We start from the raw sequence: 21,061 nt of genomic DNA on the forward strand, positions 1-21,061 counted from the left end.
TGTTGTCGAGCCCGTCAGCGAAGCGCGCAAGGCACGCTCAGGAAGCCGCGGAACCGCACCCGTCCGCCGCGTACCGGCTGGCCGCTCACGGCATAGTTCGGGAAGCGCGCCAGGAAGCGCGAGATCGCAATCGCCCCTTCGAGCCGCGCCAGCGCCATGCCGGCGCATTGATGCGCGCCAGTGGCGAAGGCGAGGTGCCGGTTCGGCGTGCGCGCGATGTCGAAACGCTCAGGGTCCGGAAACTGCGCAGGGTCGCGGTTCGCCGCGCCAATGCACAGCGTCACCGACGTGCCGGCGTCGAGCATGACGCCGCCGAGCTCGACCCTCTCGGTGGTCATGCGGTTGCCGAGCTGGTTGGAGCTCTCGTAGCGCAGTATTTCCTCGACCGCGGTCTTGATCATGTCGGGGTTCTCGATCAGGCGCTGCCTCTGGTCGGGATCACGGTCGAGCGCCACAAGGCCGTTGCCGATCAGATTGGTGGTGGTCTCGTGGCCGGCATTGAGCAGGAAGATGCAATTGTGCAGCAGCTCCTTCTCGGTCAGCCGCTCGCCGTTCTCCTCGCCCTGGATCAGGCGCGTCAGCACGTCGCGCTCGGGATTGCCGGGCTTTGCGCGCCGGTGCGCGACCAGCGTCTGCAGATAGCCGAGGAAGTCCGCCACCGCCTTGTTGCCGCGCGCGGCAGCCTCGGTCGATACCACCGGTTCGAGCGCACCCAGGATCGCCAGCGACCAGTCGCGCAGCGGGCCGCGCTCCTCGTGAGGCACGTCGAGCAGATTGCCGATCACCTCGATGGGAATGGACGCGGCAAAGTCCTCGATCAGTTCGCAAGCGCCCTTGGCGGCAATGGCATCGAGCAGGCCGTCGACGAGCTTGATGAGGTCCCCTTCCATGCTCGCGATCGCGCGCGGCGACAGTGCGCCCATGATCAGGCGGCGCACGCGGGTGTGGGAGGGCGGGTCGTTGAAGACGAGGCTGGTGGTGTGGTGCTCGTAGAGCGGAGTGTCGCCGTATTTCGGCGCGAACTCGCGCTTCTTGTCCGAGCTGAACGATTTCGTGTTCTTGTAGGTGGTGACGAGATCATCGTAGCGGGTCAGGAACACGGTGCCGCTGCGCAGGCGCTTGACCGGCTCGTTCTCCCGCAGTGCACGATAGGTCGGATAGGGGTTGTCGTAGAACTCCGGCGTCAGCTTCTCGAGGTCGAAGCTTGCCGCCAGCGCCTTCGCATCTGCGTTCATCCCGTTATACTCGCCGGTTAAAGCCGATATGCCGTTTTTGTTGTTCTGGTCGACGCGTGCATGCGTCTACAGTCTTTGCACCTTGCTAGCCGACCGGACAGGAAAATGCACGCACGCGCTGACGCTGCCGACACGGCCCCGAATTGGCCCGACGATATTTTCGCGACCTTGCAGCGCTTCGACGTCCGGCAGGTGCCTTACGTGCCTGACGCCGGTCATTCCAGGCTGATCCAGCGCGTGCTGGACTCCTCCACCATGCGCGGCATTGCGCTGACGACGGAGGAGGAGGGCGTGGCGCTGCTCGCCGGCGCCTGGGCGGGTGGACAGCGCGGCGTGCTGCTGATGCAGTCGAGCGGCGTCGGCAATTGCATCAACATGCTGTCGCTGATCCCGATCCTGCGCTTTCCGTTCCTGACGCTTGTGACCATGCGCGGCGAGTGGGGCGAGTTCAATCCATGGCAGGTGCCGATGGGCTCGACCACGCAAGGCGTGTTCGAGCTCTCCGGCGTCAAGGTGCTGCGCGCCTCGCACGCAGCCGAGGTGCCGGCCGTGTTAGAGGCCGCCGCAGCCCAGGCCTACAACGCGCTGACCCCCACCGCTGTCCTTCTGTCGCAGCGCCTGATCGGCGCCAAGGTTTTCACCAAATGAGCAAGGCCAATCTCCTCGACCGTCGCCAGGTCGTCTCCACGCTGCTGGCGAACCGCAAGGACGTCGTCGCGATCGGCGGTCTCGGGGCCTCAACCAACGACATGTGCGCCGCCGGCGACCATGCCCGCAACTTTTACCTCTGGGGCGGCATGGGCGGCGCCGCGATGATCGGGCTGGGTCTGGCGCTGGCGCAGCCGAAGCTGCCCGTGCTGGTCATCACCGGCGACGGCGAGATGCTGATGGGAATGGGCAGCCTCGCCACAATCGGCCTGCAGAAGCCGGCCAACCTCTCGATCGCAGTGCTCGACAACGAGGCCTATGGCGAGACCGGCGGCCAGACCAGCCACACCTCCGCGGCCGCCGACCTCGTCGGCATCGCCAGGGCTTGCGGCATTAACGACAGCCGGGCTGTCACGACCATGGCCGAAGTCGAAGCCTTCGCCAAAGCCGTCCACGACGTCTCTGCCGGGCCGCGATTTGCCAACGTGAAGATCGACAGCGCCAATCTGGAGCGGATTCTGCCGATCCGGGACGGGACCTACATCGTCAACCGGATCCGCGCTGACCTCGGCTTCCGGCCGATCTAGGCGGTCTGCCCATCCCTTGCCGAACTCCTGCACGCGGGCCGTGCAGGCTTGATCAATTTCCATCGATTCTACGTCGCACACAGGTTGCGATGCAACATAGTGCTTGACTCCTGCGTGGGTGAGTGCTTACTCACCCAGCATGAGCTCATTGCGTATGACCAGCGACCTGAGGCGTCAATTGATCCTCGGCGCCGCAAAGCGCTGCTTTGCCCGACACGGCTACACCGGCACCACGACGAAGAGCGTGGCGGCCGCGGCTGCCATTTCCGAGGCGCTGCTGTTCAAGCATTTCCCGTCCAAGGCGGCGCTCTATGCCGAGATCCTCAGCGACGAATGCGAGGCGGATCCCGCTCTGATGGAGCTGCTCGAACGGGAGCCCTCAACCGCCACGCTGGTCGAAGTGATCCGCGGGATGGTCGAACACTTCCTCCAGATCGCCGACGGTCCCGATCAGGAAGAGGCCCAGCGCCTGCGGCTGATGGCCACGAGCCATTTGGATGATGGCGAATTCGCCCGCTTGCTCTATGCCAAGATCGAGACGCTGATCGGCGCTGTCTTCGTCGCCTCGCTCGAGCGTGCGGTTGCGAGCGGTGACGCGCGGCCCTGCGCTGGCGATCCGCTCAACCTGTTCTGGTTTGCGCATCATGCTGTGATGACCGCGGCGCTGACCAGGCTGCCGGCCACGCCCTGTCTTGCTTACGGCAGGGCGACCGACCTGGAGCGGCAGCTCTGTGAGTTTCTCCTGAGGGGTATCGGACTTAACGACGCCGCAATTGCTTCGCATCTGGGCCGCAATCAGGCCGCGGATGCGAACCAGGCGGCGATTGCAGAAAGTGCATGACATGAACATCGTGGCCGAAAACAAGATTTCGGGGCAACCGATCGACAACAAGGCTCCCAAGCGTCCGGTCCGGCCGGTACGCTGGTTCATCATCGTCGGCACGCTTCTGGCCGTGCTCGTCGGTGGGCTCGTCTGGTTCAATTCCTTCCGCGGCCAGATGATCAAGCAGTTCTTCGCCAACAACAAGCCGCCGCCGACCCCGGTCAGCGCGGCCGAGGCGAAGTCCGAGGTGGTGCCGAACCTGCTCACCGCGGTCGGCAGCCTCGTCGCCGTGCACCAGGTCGACGTCAGCGCCGACGTCAACGGGCGCGTCACCGAGATCAAGTTCGAGCCGGGCACGCGTGTCGAGGCCGGCACGCCGCTGGTGCAGCTGTTCGACGCGCCGGAGCAGGGCGATCTCGCCAATTACAAGGCGCAGGCGACCGTCGCGCAGCTGTCGCTTGATCGCGCCAAGCAGCTGGCCTCGCGCCAGTTCGGTCCGCAGGCGACCGTCGATACCGCGCAGGCTGCTTACGACCAGGCGCAGGCGGGCATCGCCAAGACCGAAGCGTTGATCTCGCAGAAGCTGGTGCGCGCGCCGTTCGCCGGCGATCTCGGTATGCGTAAGGTCGAGGTCGGTCAGTATCTCACCGCCGGCACCGCGATCGTGTCGCTGACCGATCTGTCGGAGCTGTGGGCCAACTTCACGGTGACGGAAAAGGATTCCGGCAGCCTCAAGGTCGGCCAGACCGTCCGCCTGAAGGTCGACGCCTATCCCGGCCGCACCTTCCAGGGCAAGATCACCACGATCGAGCCGCAGATCGCCACAGATACCCGCAACATCCGGGTGCAGGCGACGATCGCCAATCCGGAGAAGATCCTGAAGCCCGGCATGTTCGTGACCACGACGGTGGTTTTGCCGGAAAAGCCGGCCGTGATCACGGTGCCTGAAACGGCGGTCGATTACACGCTGTACGGCGACTCGGTGTTCGTGATCACCGAAAAGAAGGAAGAGGACGGCAAGACCAGCCTGTCGGCGGTGCGCACCTTCGTGCAGACCGGCAACCGGGTCGAGGGTCGGACCGAAATCGTCAAGGGCGTGAAGGCAGGCGACAAGGTCGTCGCCGTCGGCCAGCTCAAGCTGCAATCGGGCGCGCCGGTGTCGATCTCGACTGATCCGGCCCCCCCGATCCCGGCGCAGCCGCCGCGCTACTGACAACATCCTCGCGTGATCCGGCCCGGCCGGATCACGCATCTTGAAAAAAGAAATCGAGATCGCCCGCGATGGCCTTTACCGATATTTTCATCAAACGACCGGTTCTGTCGGTTGTCGTCAGCCTGCTGATCCTGCTGATCGGCCTGCGCGCGGCGATGGTGCTGCCGATCCGGCAATATCCGAAGCTGTCGAACACGGTCATCAACATCACGACCGTCTATCCCGGCGCGTCCGCAGATCTGATCCAGGGCTTCATCACGACGCCGATCGAGCAGGCGGTCGCCTCCGCCGAGGGCGTCGACTACATCACCTCGTCCTCGGTGCTCGGCACCTCTACGATCCAGGTCTACATCAAGCTGAATTTCGATCCGAACCAGGCGCTCACCGAGGTGCTGGCGAAGACCAATTCGGTGAAGTACCTGATCCCGAAGGAATCCAACGACCCGATCGTCACCAAGACCACGGGCCAGACCACGGCCGTGATGTATCTCGGCTTCTCGTCCGAGGAACTGTCGGGTTCGGCGATATCGGACTACCTCACGCGCGTGGTGCAGCCGGTGCTTTCCACCGTCGACGGCGTCGCGTCGGCTGACATTCTCGGCGGCCAGACCTTCGCCATGCGGCTCTGGCTCGATCCTGTGAAGATGGCCGGCCGCAATGTGTCGGCTTCCGACGTTGCGACGGCGATCGCCGCCAACAACTTCCAATCCGCGGCGGGCCAGACCAAGGGCTATCTGATCGTCTCGAATATCTCGACGAACACGGACCTGACCAACGTCGATCAATTCAAGAGAATGATCGTCAAGGCGAAGGACGGCGGCTTCGTGCGGATGGAGGACATCGCCACCGTCGAGCTTGCCGCCCAGAGCACGAACGCCAGCGTCGCCTTCAACGGAGAGCACGCGATCTTCATCGGCGTTCAGGCGACGCCGCAGGGCAACCCGCTGACTCTCGTGAAGGGCGTGCGCGCGCTGTTCCCCGAGCTCGAACGCAACCTGCCGCCGTCGATGAAGATGAAGGTCGCCTACGACTCGACCAAGTTCATTCAGTCCTCGATCGAGGAGGTGGAGAAGACGCTGGGCGAAGCCGTGATCATCGTGATCGTGGTGATCTTCCTGTTCCTGGCCTCGCTGCGTTCGGTCATCATTCCCGTCGTCACCATCCCTCTGTCGATGATCGGCGTCTGCACCTTGATGCTGGCGCTGGGGTTCAGCTTCAATCTCCTGACCCTGCTCGCAATGGTGCTGGCGATCGGCCTCGTCGTCGACGACGCCATCGTGGTAGTGGAGAACATCCACCGCCACCTGGAGGAGGGCAAGACGCCGGTCCAGGCCTCGCTGCAAGGCGCGCGCGAGATCGTTGGGCCCGTCATCTCGATGACGATCACGCTCGCGGCCGTGTACGCGCCGATCGGTTTCCTTGGCGGCCTCACCGGTTCGCTGTTCCGCGAATTCGCCTTCACGCTGGCAGGCTCGGTGATCGTGTCGGGCGTGATCGCGCTTACGTTGTCGCCGATGATGTGCTCGGTGCTGCTGAAGAACACCGAAGAAGGCCGCTTCGCCAAGCTCGTGAACAACGTGTTCGGCGCGATGACGCGCTGGTATGGGCGCAAGCTCGACCGCTCGCTGGACTACAAGGCCATCACTGGCCTGTTCGCGATCACGATCCTCGGGCTCGTCGGCTTCCTCTACATGCACACCTCGAAGGAGCTGGCTCCGGAGGAGGATCAGGGCATCGTCTTCGCGGTGACCAAGGCGCCGAAATACGCCAACATCGATTATCTCGATTTCTACGGCGACAAGCTCGACAAGGAATTCGAAAAATTTCCGGAGACCGATCTGCGCTTCGTCCTGAACGGCATCAACGGCCCGCAAGGCGGCATCGCCGGCATGTTGCTCAAACCCTGGGACGAGCGAAAACGCTCGTCAATCAAGTTGAAGCCGCTGGTGCAGGCCGAACTCTCCAAGATCGAGGGCGTGCAGGCATTCGCATTCAACCTGCCGCCGCTGCCGGGCGGACCTGGCGGCCTGCCGGTGCAGATGGTGATCAACTCCACCGCTGGATTCCAGGCGGTCTATGAGCAGATGGAAAAGCTGAAGGACGCCGCGCGCAAGAGCGGCATGTTCATCGTCTCCGACAGCGACCTGGCCTATAACCAGCCGAACGTTGAGGTCACGATCGACCGCACCAAGGCGCAGGACCTCGGCGTCAACATGCAGAACCTCGGCTCTACGCTCGCGGTCCTGCTGGGCGGCAACTACATCAACCGCTTCAATCTCGAGGGTCGCTCATATCAGGTCATTCCGCAGGTGCCGCGCGTCAATCGGCTCTCGCCGGAAGCCCTCGGCGGCTATTACGTGACCACGAACACCGGCCAGCAGCTTCCGCTGTCGACCGTGGTCTCGATCAGGACCAAGACCGACCCGAATTCGCTGACGCACTACAATCAGCTCAATTCGGCGACGTTCTCGGCCGTGCCGATGCCCGGCGTGACCATCGGCGCTGCGGTCGATTTCCTCGAAGGCGAGGCCAAGAAGCTGCCGCAGGGCTTCAGCCACGACTATCTTGCCGATAGCAGGCAATATGTTCAGGAGGGCAATCAGCTTGCGATCACTTTCTGCTTCGCGCTGATCATCATCTTCCTGGTGCTGGCAGCGCAGTTCGAGAGCTTGCGCGACCCGTTGGTCATCATGATCTCGGTGCCGATGGCGATCGTCGGTGCTCTGATCCCGCTGTTCTTCGGCGCGGCGACCATGAACATCTACACCCAGGTCGGTCTGCTCACCCTGGTCGGCCTGATCACCAAGCACGGCATCCTGATGGTGGAGTTCGCCAACGAGCTCCAGGTCAACGAGCGGCTCGACCGCCGCTCGGCCATCGAGATGTCGGCCCGCATCCGCCTGCGGCCGATCCTGATGACCACGGCGGCGATGGTGACCGGCCTGATCCCGCTGCTGACCGCGACGGGCGCGGGCGCGGCCAGCCGCTTCTCGATCGGCCTCGTGGTCGTCGCCGGCATGTCGATCGGCACGCTGTTCACGCTGTTCGTGCTGCCGGCGGTCTATGTGGTGCTGGCGACCGACCATCGCGCGGCGGCCGATTCCGAGCGGAACAAGCAGGTCAACGAGCTCGACCTCGATGCAAAGGTGCTGCGGCCGACCTGAGGCCGCTGGCAAGGCTAGTCGAAGGGCGGCAGCGGTCATCCGCTGCCGCCCTTTTCGTTGCGCCCGGGTGAGCCCTTTTCCCGCGCTTGCGAGAGACAAGGTCCGGGCTTCTTGCTAGGTTCCGCGGGATGAGCCTGTCCCTTCACCCCGACACCCGCCAAGCCGGGACACTGCCGAGCGCGGCCCGCGGCGAGGCCGGCTCCGGCGAGACGGCGGGCCGCGGAATCCGGACCCGGCTCTTTGCCAAATACGTCGCGCTGTTCGTGGCCGTCGTCGCCATCGCGCTGCTCGCCAATGGCTTGTTTGAGGTCTACTTCTATTATCGCGAGCACAAGGCCTCGCTGATCCGGGTCCAGCACGAGCAGGCGGAGGCGGCCGCGGCCAAGATCGGCCAGTTCGTCAAGGAGATCGAGAGTCAGCTCGGCTGGACCACGCAGCTGCCCTGGTCGAGCGGTTCGATCGAGCAGCGCCGGTTCGACGCGCTGCGCCTGTTGCGCCAGGTGCCTGCGGTCACCGAACTGGCCCAGGTGGATTCGACCGGCAAGGAGCGGCTGCGGGTCTCGCGGCTGGCGATGGACGCGCTCGATAGCGGGATCGACCTGTCGAGCGACCCGAAGTTCACCGAGGCGGTCGCGCGCAAGGTCTATTACGGACCTGTCTATTTCCGCCGGGAGTCCGAGCCTTACATGACACTGGCGCTGGCGGGCGCGCGCAAGGACGCCGGCGTCAGCATCGCCGAGGTCAACCTCAAGCTAATCTGGGACGTCGTGTCCCAGATCAAGGTCGGCGAGCACGGCCATGCCTACGTGGTCGGCCCGGAGGGCCGCCTGATCGCGCATCCCGACATCAGTCTCGTGCTGCGCAACACCGACATGTCCGGCCTCGCCCAGGTGAGGGGTGCCCGAGCTGGTGGCGGCACCATGCCGGACTCGTTGCAAGAGGCGAACAACATCCAGGGACAGACGGTCCTGACAGCCTCAGCCCCGATCCCGCCGCTGGGCTGGACCATGTTCGTGGAGCTTCCGGTCGAGGAGGCCTATGCTTCGCTCTACGCCTCGTTGCAGCGGCTCGCCATCGTGCTGCTCGCGGCCTCGATTTTCGCGGTGCTCGCCGGGGTTTTCCTGGCGCGCCGCATGGTCGGGCCGATCCAGGCGCTGCGCAGCGGCGCCGAGCGGATCGGCGGCGGCGACTTCTCCCAACGCATCTCGATCAAGTCCGGCGACGAGCTCGAAGGCCTCGCCGATCAGTTCAACGAGATGGGCGCGCGCCTGCAGGAATCCTATGCCGACTTGGAAAGGAAGGTCGAGCAGCGCACGGCGGAATTGAGCGAATCGCTGCAACAGCAGACCGCAACTTCCGAAGTGCTCCAGGTTATCTCCATTTCCCCCGGACAATTGGGGCCGGTATTTCGCATCATGTTGGAGAACGCCACTCGCATCTGCCAGGCTGAGTTCGGGTCTCTTTATCTGCGGGAGGGAGACACGTTCCGCGCCATCGCGATGCACGGTGTTCCGGCCGAGCTGAAGGACGAAATCTACCAGAAGCCGACACGGCCGGCTCCGAACACCGTCATCGGCCGCATCGTTCGGACCAGGGAAACCGTGCATGTTGTCGATACGAGGACGGAGCCGGACTTCTTCGAAACACCTCAAGGATATGACGGACCAATACTGGCGCTACGCGCCGGGGCGCGGACACTGGTTGGTGTTCCCATGCTCAAGGACGGCGACCTGATCGGCGCGCTTCTGATCTACCGTCAGCGGCCTCTTGCCTTCTCCAGCAAGCAAATCGAGTTGGTGACGAATTTTGCGGCGCAGGCTGTGATCGCGATGGAAAATGCGCGCCTGCTCAACGAATTGAGGGACCGCACGGATGAGCTGTCGCGCTCACTCGAGGACCTGCGCGCCGCTCAGGACCGTCTGATTCAGACCGAGAAGCTCGCCTCGCTCGGCCAGCTCACCGCCGGCATTGCCCATGAGATCAAGAACCCGCTTAATTTCGTCAATAATTTCTCCGCGGTCTCGACCGAGCTGATCGACGAGCTCAACGAGACCCTGCAATCCGCCGCGCTCGACGGCACGACGAAGCAGGAGGTTGACGAGCTGACCGGCATGCTCAGGGCAAACCTCGAGAAGGTGGTGCAGCACGGCAAGCGCGCCGATTCCATCGTCAGGAACATGCTGCTGCATTCGCGTCAGGGTTCCGGCGAACATCGCGCCGTCGACATCAATGCGGTGGTGGAGGAGAGTCTCAATCTCGCCTATCACGGCGCGCGCGCCGAAAGGCCTGCCTTCAACGTCACGCTCCAGCGCGATTTCGACCCGGCTGCCGGCATGATCGACATCTATCCCCAGGAGATCACGCGCGTCTTTCTCAACCTGATCTCGAACGGCTTCTATGCCGCGAACAAGCGCAAGGAGAGCGACGGCGAGGCATTCGAGCCCACCTTGCGCGCGGCAACGAAGAATCTCGGCGACAGGGTCGAGATCCGGATCCGCGACAACGGCATGGGGATTCCGCCTGAGGTGAAGGAGAAGATGTTCAATCCTTTCTTCACCACCAAGCCGGCCGGCGAAGGCACGGGCCTAGGCCTTTCAATGAGCCACGACATCGTGGTGAAACAACACGGCGGCACGATCGACGTGAACACCACGCAAGGTGTATTCACCGAATTCATCATCACGCTGCCGCGGACGATGGCAGCGGCCGACACTTCCGGAGGAAAGTCTTGAACGTTTACATCCTGGTCGTCGATGACGAGCCCGACGTCGAGGCATTGTTTCGGCAGCAGTTCCGGCGCGACCTGCGCGCTGGCCGCTTCCAGATGGAGTTTGCGCTCTCGGCCCCCGAGGCGCTCGAGCGCGCTGCCGAAGTTCGTGATCCCTCGCTGATCCTGATCCTGTCCGACATCAACATGCCCGGCATGAGCGGGCTCGACATGCTGCCGAAAGTGCGTGCCGCGCATCCGGACGTTCCCGTCATCATGATCACGGCCTATGGCGATGCCGAGACGCGCCGCAAGGCGATCGAGCGGGGCGCCGTCGGGCTCCTCACCAAGCCGATCGACTTTGCGCTGCTGCGGCAGGAGATCGATACGAGGCTCGAGCAAGCCGCATGACTGCGACCATCCTCTTCGTCGACGACGAGCCGGACCTCGAGGCGTTGATCCTGCAGAAATTCCGCAGGCAGATCCGCGATGGGCAGCTCGCGCTCATCTTCGCGCGCGACGGCCTGGAAGCGCTGGAATCGCTGGAGCAGAATCCGCATGTCGACATGGTGGTCTCCGACATCAACATGCCGCGGATGGACGGTCTGTCGCTGCTGGCGAAGCTACAGGAGGCCGAGGAGAAGAAGTCGACCATCATCGTTTCGGCCTACGGCGACATGAGCAACATCCGCACCGCCATGAACCGCGGTGCGTTCGACTTCCTGACCAAGCCGATCGACTTCGCCGACCTCGAAGCTACGATCGAGAAGACCATCCGCCATGTGGAGATGCTGCGCGAGGTGCGGCGGCGCCAGATGGAAGCCGAGCGCGCCCATGCCTCGCTGTCGCGCTTCTTCTCGCCGGAGATCGCAAGGCGGCTGGCCGGCGACGTCGATGGCGACGGCATGGAGGTGCAGTGGCGCGATGTCGCCACCCTCTTCACCGATATCACCGGCTTCACCTCGCTGGTCGAGACCGCCCCTCCGCAGACGCTGGGCGAGCTCCTCAACGAATATGTCGGCGGCATGACCGAGATCGTGTTTGCCCATGAGGGGACGGTCGCCAAGATCATCGGCGATGCGATCCAGGTGCTCTTCAACGCCCCCGGCGACCAGCCGGACTATGCAACGCGTGCGGTCGCCTGTGCCCATGCTCTCGACGCCTGGGCAGAGGACTTCTCGGCGAGCTGGAAAGCAAGAGGTGTGAATTTCGGAGCCACCCGCATCGGTGCCCATGCCGGCCCGGCGCTGGTCGGCAATTTCGGCGGCAACCGCTTCTTCGATTACACGGCCTATGGCGACACCGTCAATACGGCCGCCCGGCTGGAGACAGCGAACAAGCATCTGGGAACGCGCATTTGCGTCAGTGCCAGCGTGGCAAAGGGGGCCGAAAATTTTCGTGGCCGTCCCGTGGGCGACCTGATGCTGCGCGGACGCAGCGAGCCGCTGCGCGCCTTCGAACCGCTGCTGCAGGCGAAATTCGAAGCGCCGGCGACGGCGCAATATGCCGAAGCCTTTGCCAAGATGGAGGCCGGCGATGCCGCCGCCATGCCGGCCTTTGCCGCGCTGGTTGGCATGCACGCCGACGATCCCTTGGCCGGGTTTCACCTCAAGCGCCTGCTCAACGGCGCCAAGGGCACCCGCATGCAACTGGAATAGGAGTCCGTCATGACGCGCGAATTCTCGGCCGGCAACTACCGTTTCATTCCATCCGTATTCCAATATTCCGCAGGTGCCGCCGCGGATGCGGGCTATGAGATCGAGCGGGTCCGGTTCGACCGCCTGGTGCCGCTCGCGGAAGGATTTGCGCTGGCTGCAAAATTCATCCAGGAGGCGGGGCGTCCGCTGACGGCTTTCTGTGCCTGCGAGCTGCGCTCGCCGGCGGCCTTCAGCGAGGAAGGTTTTCGCGCGTTCAACCTGCACTATGTGAAGACGCTGTCGGAATGGGGCATCTTCGACGGCACCACCAATCCGGTGGCGCGCAGCAATGTCTGTCCGGAGATCGATCCGCCGTCTGAGCCGTCGTTCTATGCGTTCTCCTTCACGCGTCCAACGCGGTCAGATTTGCCGAGCTTCGTCATCGCCGGCGGCGCCGAGGCGCGCGAGGGCGGCGGCACCTATGTCGAGCGCACGGTGCGCTACCGCGACCTCAGCCCGGAGGGGCTGCGCGAGAAGGTGCGCTTCACCACCACATCGCAGATGGAAAACCGGATGGCGGCCTTCGGCTTCGGCTGGAAGGATACGACCGGCGTGCAGGCCTATTCGGTGCACGACTTTCACCACGCGCTGGTGGACGAGCTGGTCCGCCGCGGCGCGCTCCGCTCCGGGCTGACCTGGCATTTCGCCCGTCCGCCGGTGGTCGATCTGGAATTCGAGATGGATTGCCGCCGCGTGCTGCGGGAGGTGGTGATCTGAGGTCCTCATGCTGAGGACCGGCCGTGAGGCCGCGTCTCGAAGGATGGCCGCGGGTTGCAGCGGGGCCTTCATGGTTCGAGAGGCGTGTCATAACGCGCTCGTCACCATGAGAAATAATCAACGCTGCCTTGGGTCCAGCGCGTCGCGCAGGCCGTCGCCGAGCAGGTTCAGCGACAGCACGACGAGGAAGATCGCAAGACCTGGCCAGATCGCCATCCAGGGCGCCTGGGTCAGGAAGCGCTGCGCGGCGTTGAGCATGCTGCCCCAGGACGGCGCCGGCGGCTGCTGGCCAAGACCGAGGAAGGAGAGGGCGGCCTCGGCGATGATGGCCGCTGCGATCGAGAGCGTCGCCTGCACCAGCAGCGCCGGCAGGATGTTCGGCAGGATGTGCGAGAACGCGATCCGCCACGGCGGATTGCCGAGCGCGCGCGCGGCCTCGACATAGTCTTCGGCCTTGACGACGAGCACCTGGCCGCGGGTCAGGCGGATGAAGATTGGCGTCGCCGAGATGCCGATCGCGATCATGGCGTTGCCGAGGCTCGGGCCGAGGAACGCGGCGAGCGCAATCGCCAGGATCAGGAACGGGCAGGCCAGCATCGCATCGGTGATGCGGCTGATCAACGCGTCGGTGAAGCCGCCGCGATAGCCGGCGAGCAGGCCGAGCGGCACGCCGATGCCGAGCGCGATCGCGACCGAGATCAGACCCGCGAGCAGGGAGGCGCGCGCGCCGTAGACGATGCGGCTCAGGATGTCGCGGCCGAGCTCGTCGGTGCCGAACCAGTGTGCCAAGGTCGGCGGTTTGCGCACCAGGCTCCAGCTCGTCCCGATGGGATCATAGGGCACGATGAGCGGGGCGAGCACGGCAAGGATGATGAACATCGTGAGCACGACGAGCCCAAACACCGCCGCCTTGCGCTTGAACAGCCGCCGACGCGCGCGGCGGGCCGGGCTATCCAGCTCGTCGGCTTTCGTGAGGGGGCGGGGCAGCGCGGCGTCGGTCATGGATCAGCCCCGAAGTCGCGGATTGACGAGGATATAGGCGATGTCGGCCACGAGATTCAGCGTGATGTAGACCGTGGCCGTCACCAGGACGACGCCTTGCACCACCGCATAATCGCGGTTGAATACGGCATCCACGATCAGCTTGCCGAACCCGGGAATGGAGAAGATCTGCTCAGTCAGGACCGCGCCGGAGAGCAGCGTGCCGAGCTCGAGCGCGCCGAGCGTAATGACGGGGGTCAGCGCATTGCGCATGGCGTGCTTGAGGATCACCGTGCGCTCCAACAGTCCTTTGGCGCGCGCGGTGCGCACGTAGTCGCTTTCCAGCACCTGAAGCATGGCGCTGCGCGTATGCCGCATGAGGATCGCGGCGATCGCATTGCCGAGCACGAAGGCTGGCATGATGGTGACGGCCAGGCTTGCGCGCCAGTTCTCGGTGAGTGGCACGTAGCCGGAAGCCGGCAGCCAACCGAGCTCGATCGAGAACAGGAAGATCAGCATGATCCCGAGCCAGAAGTTCGGCGTCGAGATGCCCCACAGCGCAAATAGGTTGGCGCCGTAGTCCCAGGCCGAACCTTTCTTGACGGCGGCGACGATGCCGGCGGGAATACCGATCAGGAACGCGATCAGGATTGCCATCGAGCCGAGCTGCAGCGTCACCGGCAGCTTCTGCGCGATCAGCTCGCGCACCGGCATCTTGTTGCGCAGCGACTCGCCGAAATCGCCCGCGAGCACGCCCTTGATCCAGTAGGCGTATTGCACCGGGACGGGCTGATCGAGCCGGTACTGGCGACGGATCTGCTCGATCACGGCCGGGTCGCGCTCTTCGCCCGCCATCACCAGTGCGGGGTCACCCGGCAGCAATTGCTGCAGCGAGAAGATCAGCACCGAGACGAAGAACAGCGTCGGCACGATCTGCACGAGTCGACGGGCGAGGAAGTTCAGCATGGTCCCACTCGTGTCCCGGGCGAAGCGCAACATGCAATGTTGCGCTGCTGAACCGGGACCCAGCTGCCACAGTTCGTTGTTGCCATGGGTCCCGGCTCTGCGGAGCAGCGCTTCCGCGCTGCGCCGCATCCGGGACACGGACTAAATGTCAGGCCGATCACTTCAGCTTGAGTCCGATGACCCGGACGAGGCCGTCGGGCATCTGCCTGTAGCCTTCCAGCTTGGTCGTATGCGCGATGATGATGCGGCGGTGATAGAGGTACAGCAGCGGCTCTTCGTCCTGGACCAGCTTAGCCAGGATTTCATAGCTCGCCTTGCGCTTGGCGGGATCGGTGACGAGCCGCGCGTCCTCCAGCGCCTTGTCGGCTTGCGGATTGTTCCACCCGCCATAGTTCTGCGGCGCGCCATTGTGCAGGAACACGAAGGTGTTGCCGTCAGGGTCGACGCGGCCGCTCCAGGCGAGCATGTAGGCCTGGTAGTCACCGGCCTCCGCTTGCTTGAGTCCGGTCGCGAACTCGGTGACTCGGATCTTCATGTCGAACCCGGCTTCCGCCGCCATCGATTGGATCACCTGCGCGGGCGTCTCGGTTTCCGCGCCCTTGGGCACCAGGAAGTCGACGCTGACCGGCGGCGTCACGCCGGCCTCCTTCAGCAGCGCTTTGGCCTTGTCGACGTTGCGGGGACGGACCGGAAGCGATTTCTGATAATAGGGATGATCGGGATTGACCCATTGGTTGCCGACCTGGAACTCGCCGTTGAACACGACCTGATTGATCGCATCGCGGTCGATGGCGAGGTCGAGCGCCTGCCGCACCTTGGCGGATTGGCTGAGCGGGCCCTTGGCCTTGTCTTTGCCGATGTTGAGGGTGATGCCCTGATAGCCGAGCTCGATGGCGGTCGCGACCTTCAGCCGCGAGTCGGCGCGCACCTCCTTCAGATCGGTGGCGAGCACGCGCTCGATCAGGTCGAGGCCGCCGGATTTCAGGTTTGCGAGCCGCACCGTGGCATCGACGATCGGCTGGAACACGATCTTGTCGATGAAGACATTGTCCTTGTTCCAGTAGTCGGCGAACTTCTCGAATACCATGCGGTCCTGCTGCACGCGCTCGACGAACTTGTAGGGGCCGGCGCAGACCGGGCGCAGGCCGAACTTGTCGCCGGCCTCCTTCGCCGCCTTCGGCGACATCATCATCCCTGCGCGGTCGGTGAGCTGAGCGAGCAGCGGCGAGAACGGCGACTTCAGCACCAGCTTGATCGTGAGGGGATCGACGACCTCGACGTGATCGACCGAGGCGAGCTCCGGTTTCCGGAACGAGCCGGGGAACGTCAGATGCCGTTCCAGCGAGAACTTTGCGGCCTCGGCATCGAGCGGCTCGCCGTCGTGGAATTTCACGCCGGGCCGCAGCTTGATGATCAGCGCCTTGCCGTCGTCGGCGGTTTCGCTCGACAGGGCGAGCTGCGGCACGATGTTGAGCTTCTCGTCGATGTCGAACAGCTTGTCGCAGAAGGCGGAGAACACGATGCGGCCGACATAGGTGCGCGCCATCGTGGGATCGAGGATATCGGGATCTTCGGCAAGGCCGATGCGCAGCGTGGTCTGGGCCTGCACGGCTCCGAGCGACATCAGGACGGCGGCGGCCGTTGCGGCCAGGCGAGACATCTTCATCGGACAATCCCCATTGCTTCGGCTATTTCTGTATACCAACCCCGGTGGGACTTCTGCCTTCCGTCTTTTGGCTGAAGGCCGCGACCAATTTTGCAAGCGCCGGCGAAAACCCGCCGGCGGTGGGCAGAATGGCGTCCGCGGACGGCAGCTCCGCGGTGCGATGACAGGCGGTGGCGTGGCCCGTGCCGTCGGCCAGAAGCGCAGGCGCCTCGTTGCGGCAGCGCTCGATCACGAACGGGCAGCGGGTGTGAAACCGGCAGCCGGCGGGCGGATTGAGCGCGCTTGGGATCTCGCCCTCCAGCAGCACCGTCGTTCGTTTCGCCTTCGGCTGTGGCAGCGGGATCGCCGACAGCAGCGCGCGGCTGTAGGGATGGCGCGGTGCGGCGAACAGCGCATCGGCTTCCGCCGTCTCGACGATCTGGCCGAGATTCATCACCGCGACGTGGTCGGCGATGTGCTTGACGACGGCGAGGTCGTGCGAGACGAAGATGTAGGCGAGGCCGAGCCGGTCCTGCAGCTCGCGCAGCAGGTTCAGGATCTGCGAGCGGATCGAGACGTCGAGCGCCGAGACCGGCTCGTCGCAGATGATGAGCTTCGGTTCGACCGCGAGCGCGCGGGCAATGGCGATGCGCTGGCGCTGACCGCCGGAGAATTCGTGCGGATAGCGCCGGGCGAGGCGCGGCTCCAGCCCGACCAGCCGCAGCAGCTCGGCGACGCGCTCTGCCCGCCGGGCCGGCGGCACCAGATCGTGCAGGGCCAGCGGCTCGGTCAGGATCTGGCCGACTGTCATGCGCGGATTGAGCGAGGCGTAGGGATCCTGGAAGATGATCTGCGCCTCGCGGCGGAAGGCGCGCAAGCCGCTGGCATCGAGCGCGAGCAGGTCGCGGCCGTCGAAGCGCACCGTGCCGGCATCCGGCTCGATCAGCCGCAGCACCAGTCGGCTGACGGTGGATTTGCCGCAGCCGGATTCGCCGACGAGGGCCAGCGTCTTGCCGGCCTCCAGCGAGAAGGACACGCCATCGACCGCCTTGACGTGCGCCAGCGCGCGGCCGAGCAGCGAGCGCTGGGCGACGAAATGCTTGACCAGGCCGTTGACTTCGAGCAGCGCCATCACCACACCAGCAATTCGAGCGGCGCGCGGATGCAGCGCGAGACATGGCCTACGCTGACTTCGACCAGCGGCGGCGGCACCTTGGTGCAGGCGTCGAGCACGAAGGGACAGCGCGCGGCGAAGCGGCAACCGGCGGGCGGCTGCGCCATATTCGGCACCATGCCTTCGATCGTCGCAAGCTGCTCGGCGCGGTGGTCGAGCCGCGGGATCGAGCCGAGCAGGCCGACCGTGTAGGGATGCTGTGGCGCGGAGAACAATTCATCCACCGGCGCGCGCTCGACGATCTCGCCGGCATACATCACCGCGACCTCGTCGCAAACCTCGGCGACGACGCCGAGATCGTGGGTGATCAGGATGATCGCGGCGCCGCTCGCGGCCTTGAGCTCGCGCATCAGCTCCAGGATCTGGGCCTGCAGGGTGACGTCGAGTGCGGTGGTCGGCTCGTCCGCGATCAGCAGGCGCGGGTCGCAGGCGAGTGCCATCGCGATCATGACGCGCTGGCGCATGCCGCCGGAGAGCTTGTGCGGGTAGTCGTCGATCCGACGCTCGGGCGAGGGGATATGGACGCGGCGCAACAGCTCGATCGCGCGCTCGCGCGCGCTTCTCCGCGAACCGCCCCGGTGACGCAGGATCGTCTCGATGATCTGGTCGCCGATCGTAAAGCTCGGATTGAGCGAGGTCATCGGTTCCTGGAAGATCATCGCCAGCCGGTTGCCGCGCAGATCACGCAACGTCTGGTCCGGCGTCGCCAGCAGGTCGAAACCGTCGAAGCGGATCGCGCCACTTATTTCCGCGCTTTGCTTCGGCAGCAGGCCCATGATCGCCAGCGACGTCACGCTCTTGCCGCAGCCGGATTCGCCGACGAGACCGAGCGTGGCGCCATTGGCGACGCTGAGATCGACGCTGTCGACCGCGTGGGTGATGCGGCCGTCGTCGCCGTGAAAGCGGATACGCAGATCCTTGATCTCGATGAGGGGGCTGGCACTCATGATCGTCTCGCGCGCGCCGCAGCGATGCTGGCGTCGATGACGCTGCGATCGGTGTTGCCGGCCGGGTTCTGCCGCGTCGGCATGGACGGGCGGAAGTGGACCCACAGCTCGTGGCTGACGCGCTCCAGGCGCTCGAGCTCACTGATCGGATCGGGATGGTCGTCGGCGCGAATGTCGAGGGCAGGCCATTCCTCTTCGCCGTGGATCAGGAGCGCCGCCGACTGCTTGCCGCGCTTGTCGCCGCCGGCGGCTTCGCCGGCGCGCATTGCCGCGAGCAGGCGGCGCGGGAACGGCAGGCTGTCATTGGCGATGTAGGTCTTGGCGGTCTCGTCGAGCACATCGGCCCCGGTGAGCATGTTGCCGGCGATCGAGAACCCGCTGCCAGCGACGTGGCCGCACCAATCGACGCAGTCGCGCCCGGTATGCGCGGCGATTGCGCCGCTCGCATCCATGATGTGGATCTGGCGGCTCTCGCGGCCCTCGTCGGTCGCCAGCAGCGCGGCGAGCACGTCGTGCGCGTTGAGGCCCTCTCGCAACAGCTTGAGGCCGTCGATGCCGTAATAGGGATTGACGAAGGCCTGCGTTGCGATGGCGCCGAGGCCGGCCGCGATATAGGGCACGCGCGCGCCGACGGCGAAGAAGCGGGTTGCGACCGCGATGCCGAACTGGCCGGTGGCAGGATCGCGCGCGATGATCGACCAGGTCATGTGCTGCCTTCAGCGCCCCGCCGCGTAGCCCTGCATGCCGCGCGGATTGGCGGCGGCGCGGCGGCGGCGACCGACGCGTGAGGCCGCGGTGAGGCGGCCTTCCGACCAGTCGGGACCGACCTCGACGATATGCCCGCGCTCGCGCAGGTTCTCGATCGTCGCCTTCGGCACGCGGTTCTCGACCACGAGCACGCCGGGACGCGCGGTGCGCGGCCAGAACGAGATCGGGAAATGCTCGGAATGCCAGGCCGGCGCGTCGATCGCTTCCTGGAGATTGAGGTTGCAATGGACGTGACGCAGGAAGAATTGCGTGATCCACTGGTCCTGCTGGTCGCCGCCGGGCGAGCCCCAGGCGAGATACGGCTCGCCGTCGCGCAGCGCCATGGTCGGAGAGAGCGTCGTGCGCGGCCGCTTGCCCGGCGCGAGCGAGCCCGGTTGGTTCTCCTCCAAATCGAACATTTGTGCGCGGCTGCCGAGGCAGAAGCCCAGTTCGGGAATGACCGGCGAGGATTGCAGCCAGCCCCCTGAAGGCGTCGAGGACACCATGTTGCCAGCCTTATCGATGATGTCGAAATGCACGGTGTCGCCGCGCACCTCGCCGAATCGCCCCACGGTCGGCTCGCCGGCGCCGAGCGCGCCAACAGCCTCGCGTTGGCCCTCAGCGCGGCGCAGCTTGACTACGCCGCCGAAGCCCTCGACTGCGCCGGGCCGGAGATCGAGCGAAGCCTTTTCGGTGACCAGCTTGCGGCGCTCGTCGTTGTAGGCATCCGACAGCAGCGTCGCGATCGGGATCTCGCTGAACTTGGGATCGCCGTAGAATTTTTCGCGATCGGCGAAGGCGAGCTTGGCGCATTCGATCTGGAGATGGATGAACTCCGGCCCGGTCGGGTCGAGGCCGTCGAGCGCAAAGCCCTTCAGCAGCGCGAGCTGCTGCAGCGTCACCGGGCCCTGGCTCCAGACGCCGGCCTTGCAGACGGTGTAGCGGCCGTAGTCGTAGGTGAGTGGCGCCTCGACCGTCGGCTGCCAGCGCGCCATGTCGTCGGCGGAGAGCACGCCGCGATGCGGCGAGCCGCTGACGTCCATCACCTCCTGGGTCCGGCAGAACTTGTCGATGGCCTCCGCGACGAAGCCTTGCGACCAGGCTTTGCGCGCGCGCTCGATTTCGGCGTCGCGGCCGCCGCCGTTCTCGGCCTCGCTGAGAATGCGGGCGTAGGTCGCGGCCAGCGTCTTGTTGGTGAACAGCGTGCCCGGCTTCGGCACTTCGCCGTTCGGAAGGTAGACGGCGGCCGAGGTTGGCCAGTGCTTGCGGAACAGCTGCTCGACGGTCTGGATCGTGGCACAGGCGCGCTCGACCAGGGGATAACCGTCGCGGGCGTAGGAGATCGCCGGCTCCAGCACGTCGCGCACGCGCATCGTGCCGTAGTCGCGCAGCAGCATCATCCAGGATTCGAACGTGCCGGGGACGCAGGCGGCAAGCAGGCCGGTGCCTGGCACCATGTCGAGGCCTTCGCTCTTGTAATGCGCGATGGTGGCGCGCGCCGGCGCCGGGCCCTGGCCGCAGATCACCTCGGTGCGGCCGCGCTTGACGTCATGAACGATCACAGGGACATCGCCGCCTGGACCGTTCAGATGCGGCTCGACCACCTGGAGCGTGAAGGCGGTGGCGACGCCGGCATCGAAGGCATTGCCGCCCTTTTCCAGGATGCCCATGCCCACGGCCGTCGCGATCCAGTGCGTGGTGGCAACGACCCCGAACGTGCCCTCGATCTCGGGCCTCGTCGTGAACGGATCGGGATTGATATTGCCCATGGGACTTCACCACCTTATTTTCGGCGCGCGCAATTGATCAC

General features: G+C 65.2%; 17 protein-coding genes. 9 read left to right on the forward strand and 8 right to left on the reverse strand.

The window, feature by feature from the left end:
* Positions 1-14: 14 nt before the first annotated feature.
* Positions 15-1,235, reverse strand: a complete 1,221-nt coding sequence (locus DCG74_RS16425; protein ID WP_172784001.1) for a cytochrome P450 — start codon at positions 1,233-1,235, stop codon at positions 15-17.
* Between the two features lie 105 nt (positions 1,236-1,340).
* On the opposite strand from DCG74_RS16425, the gene DCG74_RS16430 reads away from it, so the two are divergent.
* The 9 genes from DCG74_RS16430 (at position 1,341) to DCG74_RS16470 (ending at position 12,791) form a co-directional block, all read left to right on the forward strand.
* Positions 1,341-1,883 carry a phosphonopyruvate decarboxylase gene (locus DCG74_RS16430; protein ID WP_172784002.1) on the forward strand — a complete coding sequence of 181 codons (543 nt, stop codon included), beginning with the start codon at positions 1,341-1,343 and terminating at the stop codon, positions 1,881-1,883.
* Complete coding sequence (locus tag DCG74_RS16435; RefSeq protein WP_172784003.1) at positions 1,880-2,470, forward strand: thiamine pyrophosphate-dependent enzyme; 591 nt, start codon at positions 1,880-1,882, stop codon at positions 2,468-2,470. The genes DCG74_RS16430 and DCG74_RS16435 overlap by 4 nt, the downstream gene beginning before the upstream one ends.
* Positions 2,471-2,609: 139 nt before the next feature.
* Positions 2,610-3,311: a TetR/AcrR family transcriptional regulator gene (locus tag DCG74_RS16440; RefSeq protein ID WP_172784004.1), complete on the forward strand. Its 702-nt coding sequence runs from the start codon at positions 2,610-2,612 to the stop codon at positions 3,309-3,311.
* A 1-nt stretch (position 3,312) separates the two neighbouring features.
* Entirely contained in the window at positions 3,313-4,506 is a 1,194-nt protein-coding gene (locus DCG74_RS16445; RefSeq protein WP_172784005.1) for an efflux RND transporter periplasmic adaptor subunit, read from the forward strand.
* Positions 4,507-4,574: 68 nt separating this feature from the next.
* Positions 4,575-7,670 carry a MexW/MexI family multidrug efflux RND transporter permease subunit gene (locus DCG74_RS16450; protein WP_172784006.1) on the forward strand — a complete coding sequence of 1,032 codons (3,096 nt, stop codon included), beginning with the start codon at positions 4,575-4,577 and terminating at the stop codon, positions 7,668-7,670.
* Positions 7,671-7,798: 128 nt separating this feature from the next.
* Positions 7,799-10,402 (forward strand): ATP-binding protein, encoded by a 2,604-nt coding sequence (locus DCG74_RS16455; RefSeq protein ID WP_172784007.1) that lies wholly within the window; start codon positions 7,799-7,801, stop codon positions 10,400-10,402.
* Positions 10,399-10,788: a response regulator gene (locus DCG74_RS16460; protein WP_025034870.1), complete on the forward strand. Its 390-nt coding sequence runs from the start codon at positions 10,399-10,401 to the stop codon at positions 10,786-10,788. The genes DCG74_RS16455 and DCG74_RS16460 overlap by 4 nt, the downstream gene beginning before the upstream one ends.
* Positions 10,785-12,035 carry an adenylate/guanylate cyclase domain-containing protein gene (locus tag DCG74_RS16465; RefSeq protein WP_172784008.1) on the forward strand — a complete coding sequence of 417 codons (1,251 nt, stop codon included), beginning with the start codon at positions 10,785-10,787 and terminating at the stop codon, positions 12,033-12,035. Before DCG74_RS16460 ends, DCG74_RS16465 begins: the two co-directional genes overlap by 4 nt.
* Positions 12,036-12,044: 9 nt before the next feature.
* The gene (locus tag DCG74_RS16470) at positions 12,045-12,791 is read left to right on the forward strand and encodes a hypothetical protein (protein ID WP_172784009.1); all 747 of its coding nucleotides are present in this window, start codon (positions 12,045-12,047) and stop codon (positions 12,789-12,791) included.
* Between the two features lie 117 nt (positions 12,792-12,908).
* Here the strand turns inward: DCG74_RS16470 and DCG74_RS16475 are convergent, their stop codons facing one another.
* The 7 genes from DCG74_RS16475 to DCG74_RS16505 all read right to left on the reverse strand — a co-directional run bounded on the left by DCG74_RS16475 (position 12,909) and on the right by DCG74_RS16505 (position 21,020).
* Positions 12,909-13,793, reverse strand: a complete 885-nt coding sequence (locus DCG74_RS16475) for an ABC transporter permease (RefSeq protein ID WP_172784010.1) — start codon at positions 13,791-13,793, stop codon at positions 12,909-12,911.
* Between the two features lie 3 nt (positions 13,794-13,796).
* A complete protein-coding gene (locus DCG74_RS16480) occupies positions 13,797-14,738 on the reverse strand; it encodes an ABC transporter permease (RefSeq protein WP_172784011.1) in 942 nt (313 codons plus the stop codon).
* Positions 14,739-14,895: 157 nt separating this feature from the next.
* Positions 14,896-16,404 carry an ABC transporter substrate-binding protein gene (locus tag DCG74_RS16485; protein WP_172784012.1) on the reverse strand — a complete coding sequence of 503 codons (1,509 nt, stop codon included), beginning with the start codon at positions 16,402-16,404 and terminating at the stop codon, positions 14,896-14,898.
* A 22-nt stretch (positions 16,405-16,426) separates the two neighbouring features.
* A complete protein-coding gene (locus DCG74_RS16490; RefSeq protein ID WP_172784013.1) occupies positions 16,427-17,515 on the reverse strand; it encodes an ABC transporter ATP-binding protein in 1,089 nt (362 codons plus the stop codon).
* Positions 17,515-18,504 carry an ABC transporter ATP-binding protein gene (locus DCG74_RS16495; RefSeq protein ID WP_172784014.1) on the reverse strand — a complete coding sequence of 330 codons (990 nt, stop codon included), beginning with the start codon at positions 18,502-18,504 and terminating at the stop codon, positions 17,515-17,517. Before DCG74_RS16495 ends, DCG74_RS16490 begins: the two co-directional genes overlap by 1 nt.
* A complete protein-coding gene (locus DCG74_RS16500) occupies positions 18,501-19,211 on the reverse strand; it encodes a DUF1028 domain-containing protein (protein ID WP_172784015.1) in 711 nt (236 codons plus the stop codon). Before DCG74_RS16500 ends, DCG74_RS16495 begins: the two co-directional genes overlap by 4 nt.
* Before the next feature lie 9 nt (positions 19,212-19,220).
* On the reverse strand, positions 19,221-21,020 hold the full coding sequence (locus DCG74_RS16505; protein ID WP_172784016.1) for a gamma-glutamyltransferase family protein: 1,800 nt from the start codon (positions 21,018-21,020) through the stop codon (positions 19,221-19,223).
* Between the last annotated feature and the right edge of the window lie 41 nt (positions 21,021-21,061).

This window comes from Bradyrhizobium sp. WBAH42, assembly GCF_024585265.1.
In the GTDB taxonomy this organism is placed as follows: domain Bacteria; phylum Pseudomonadota; class Alphaproteobacteria; order Rhizobiales; family Xanthobacteraceae; genus Bradyrhizobium.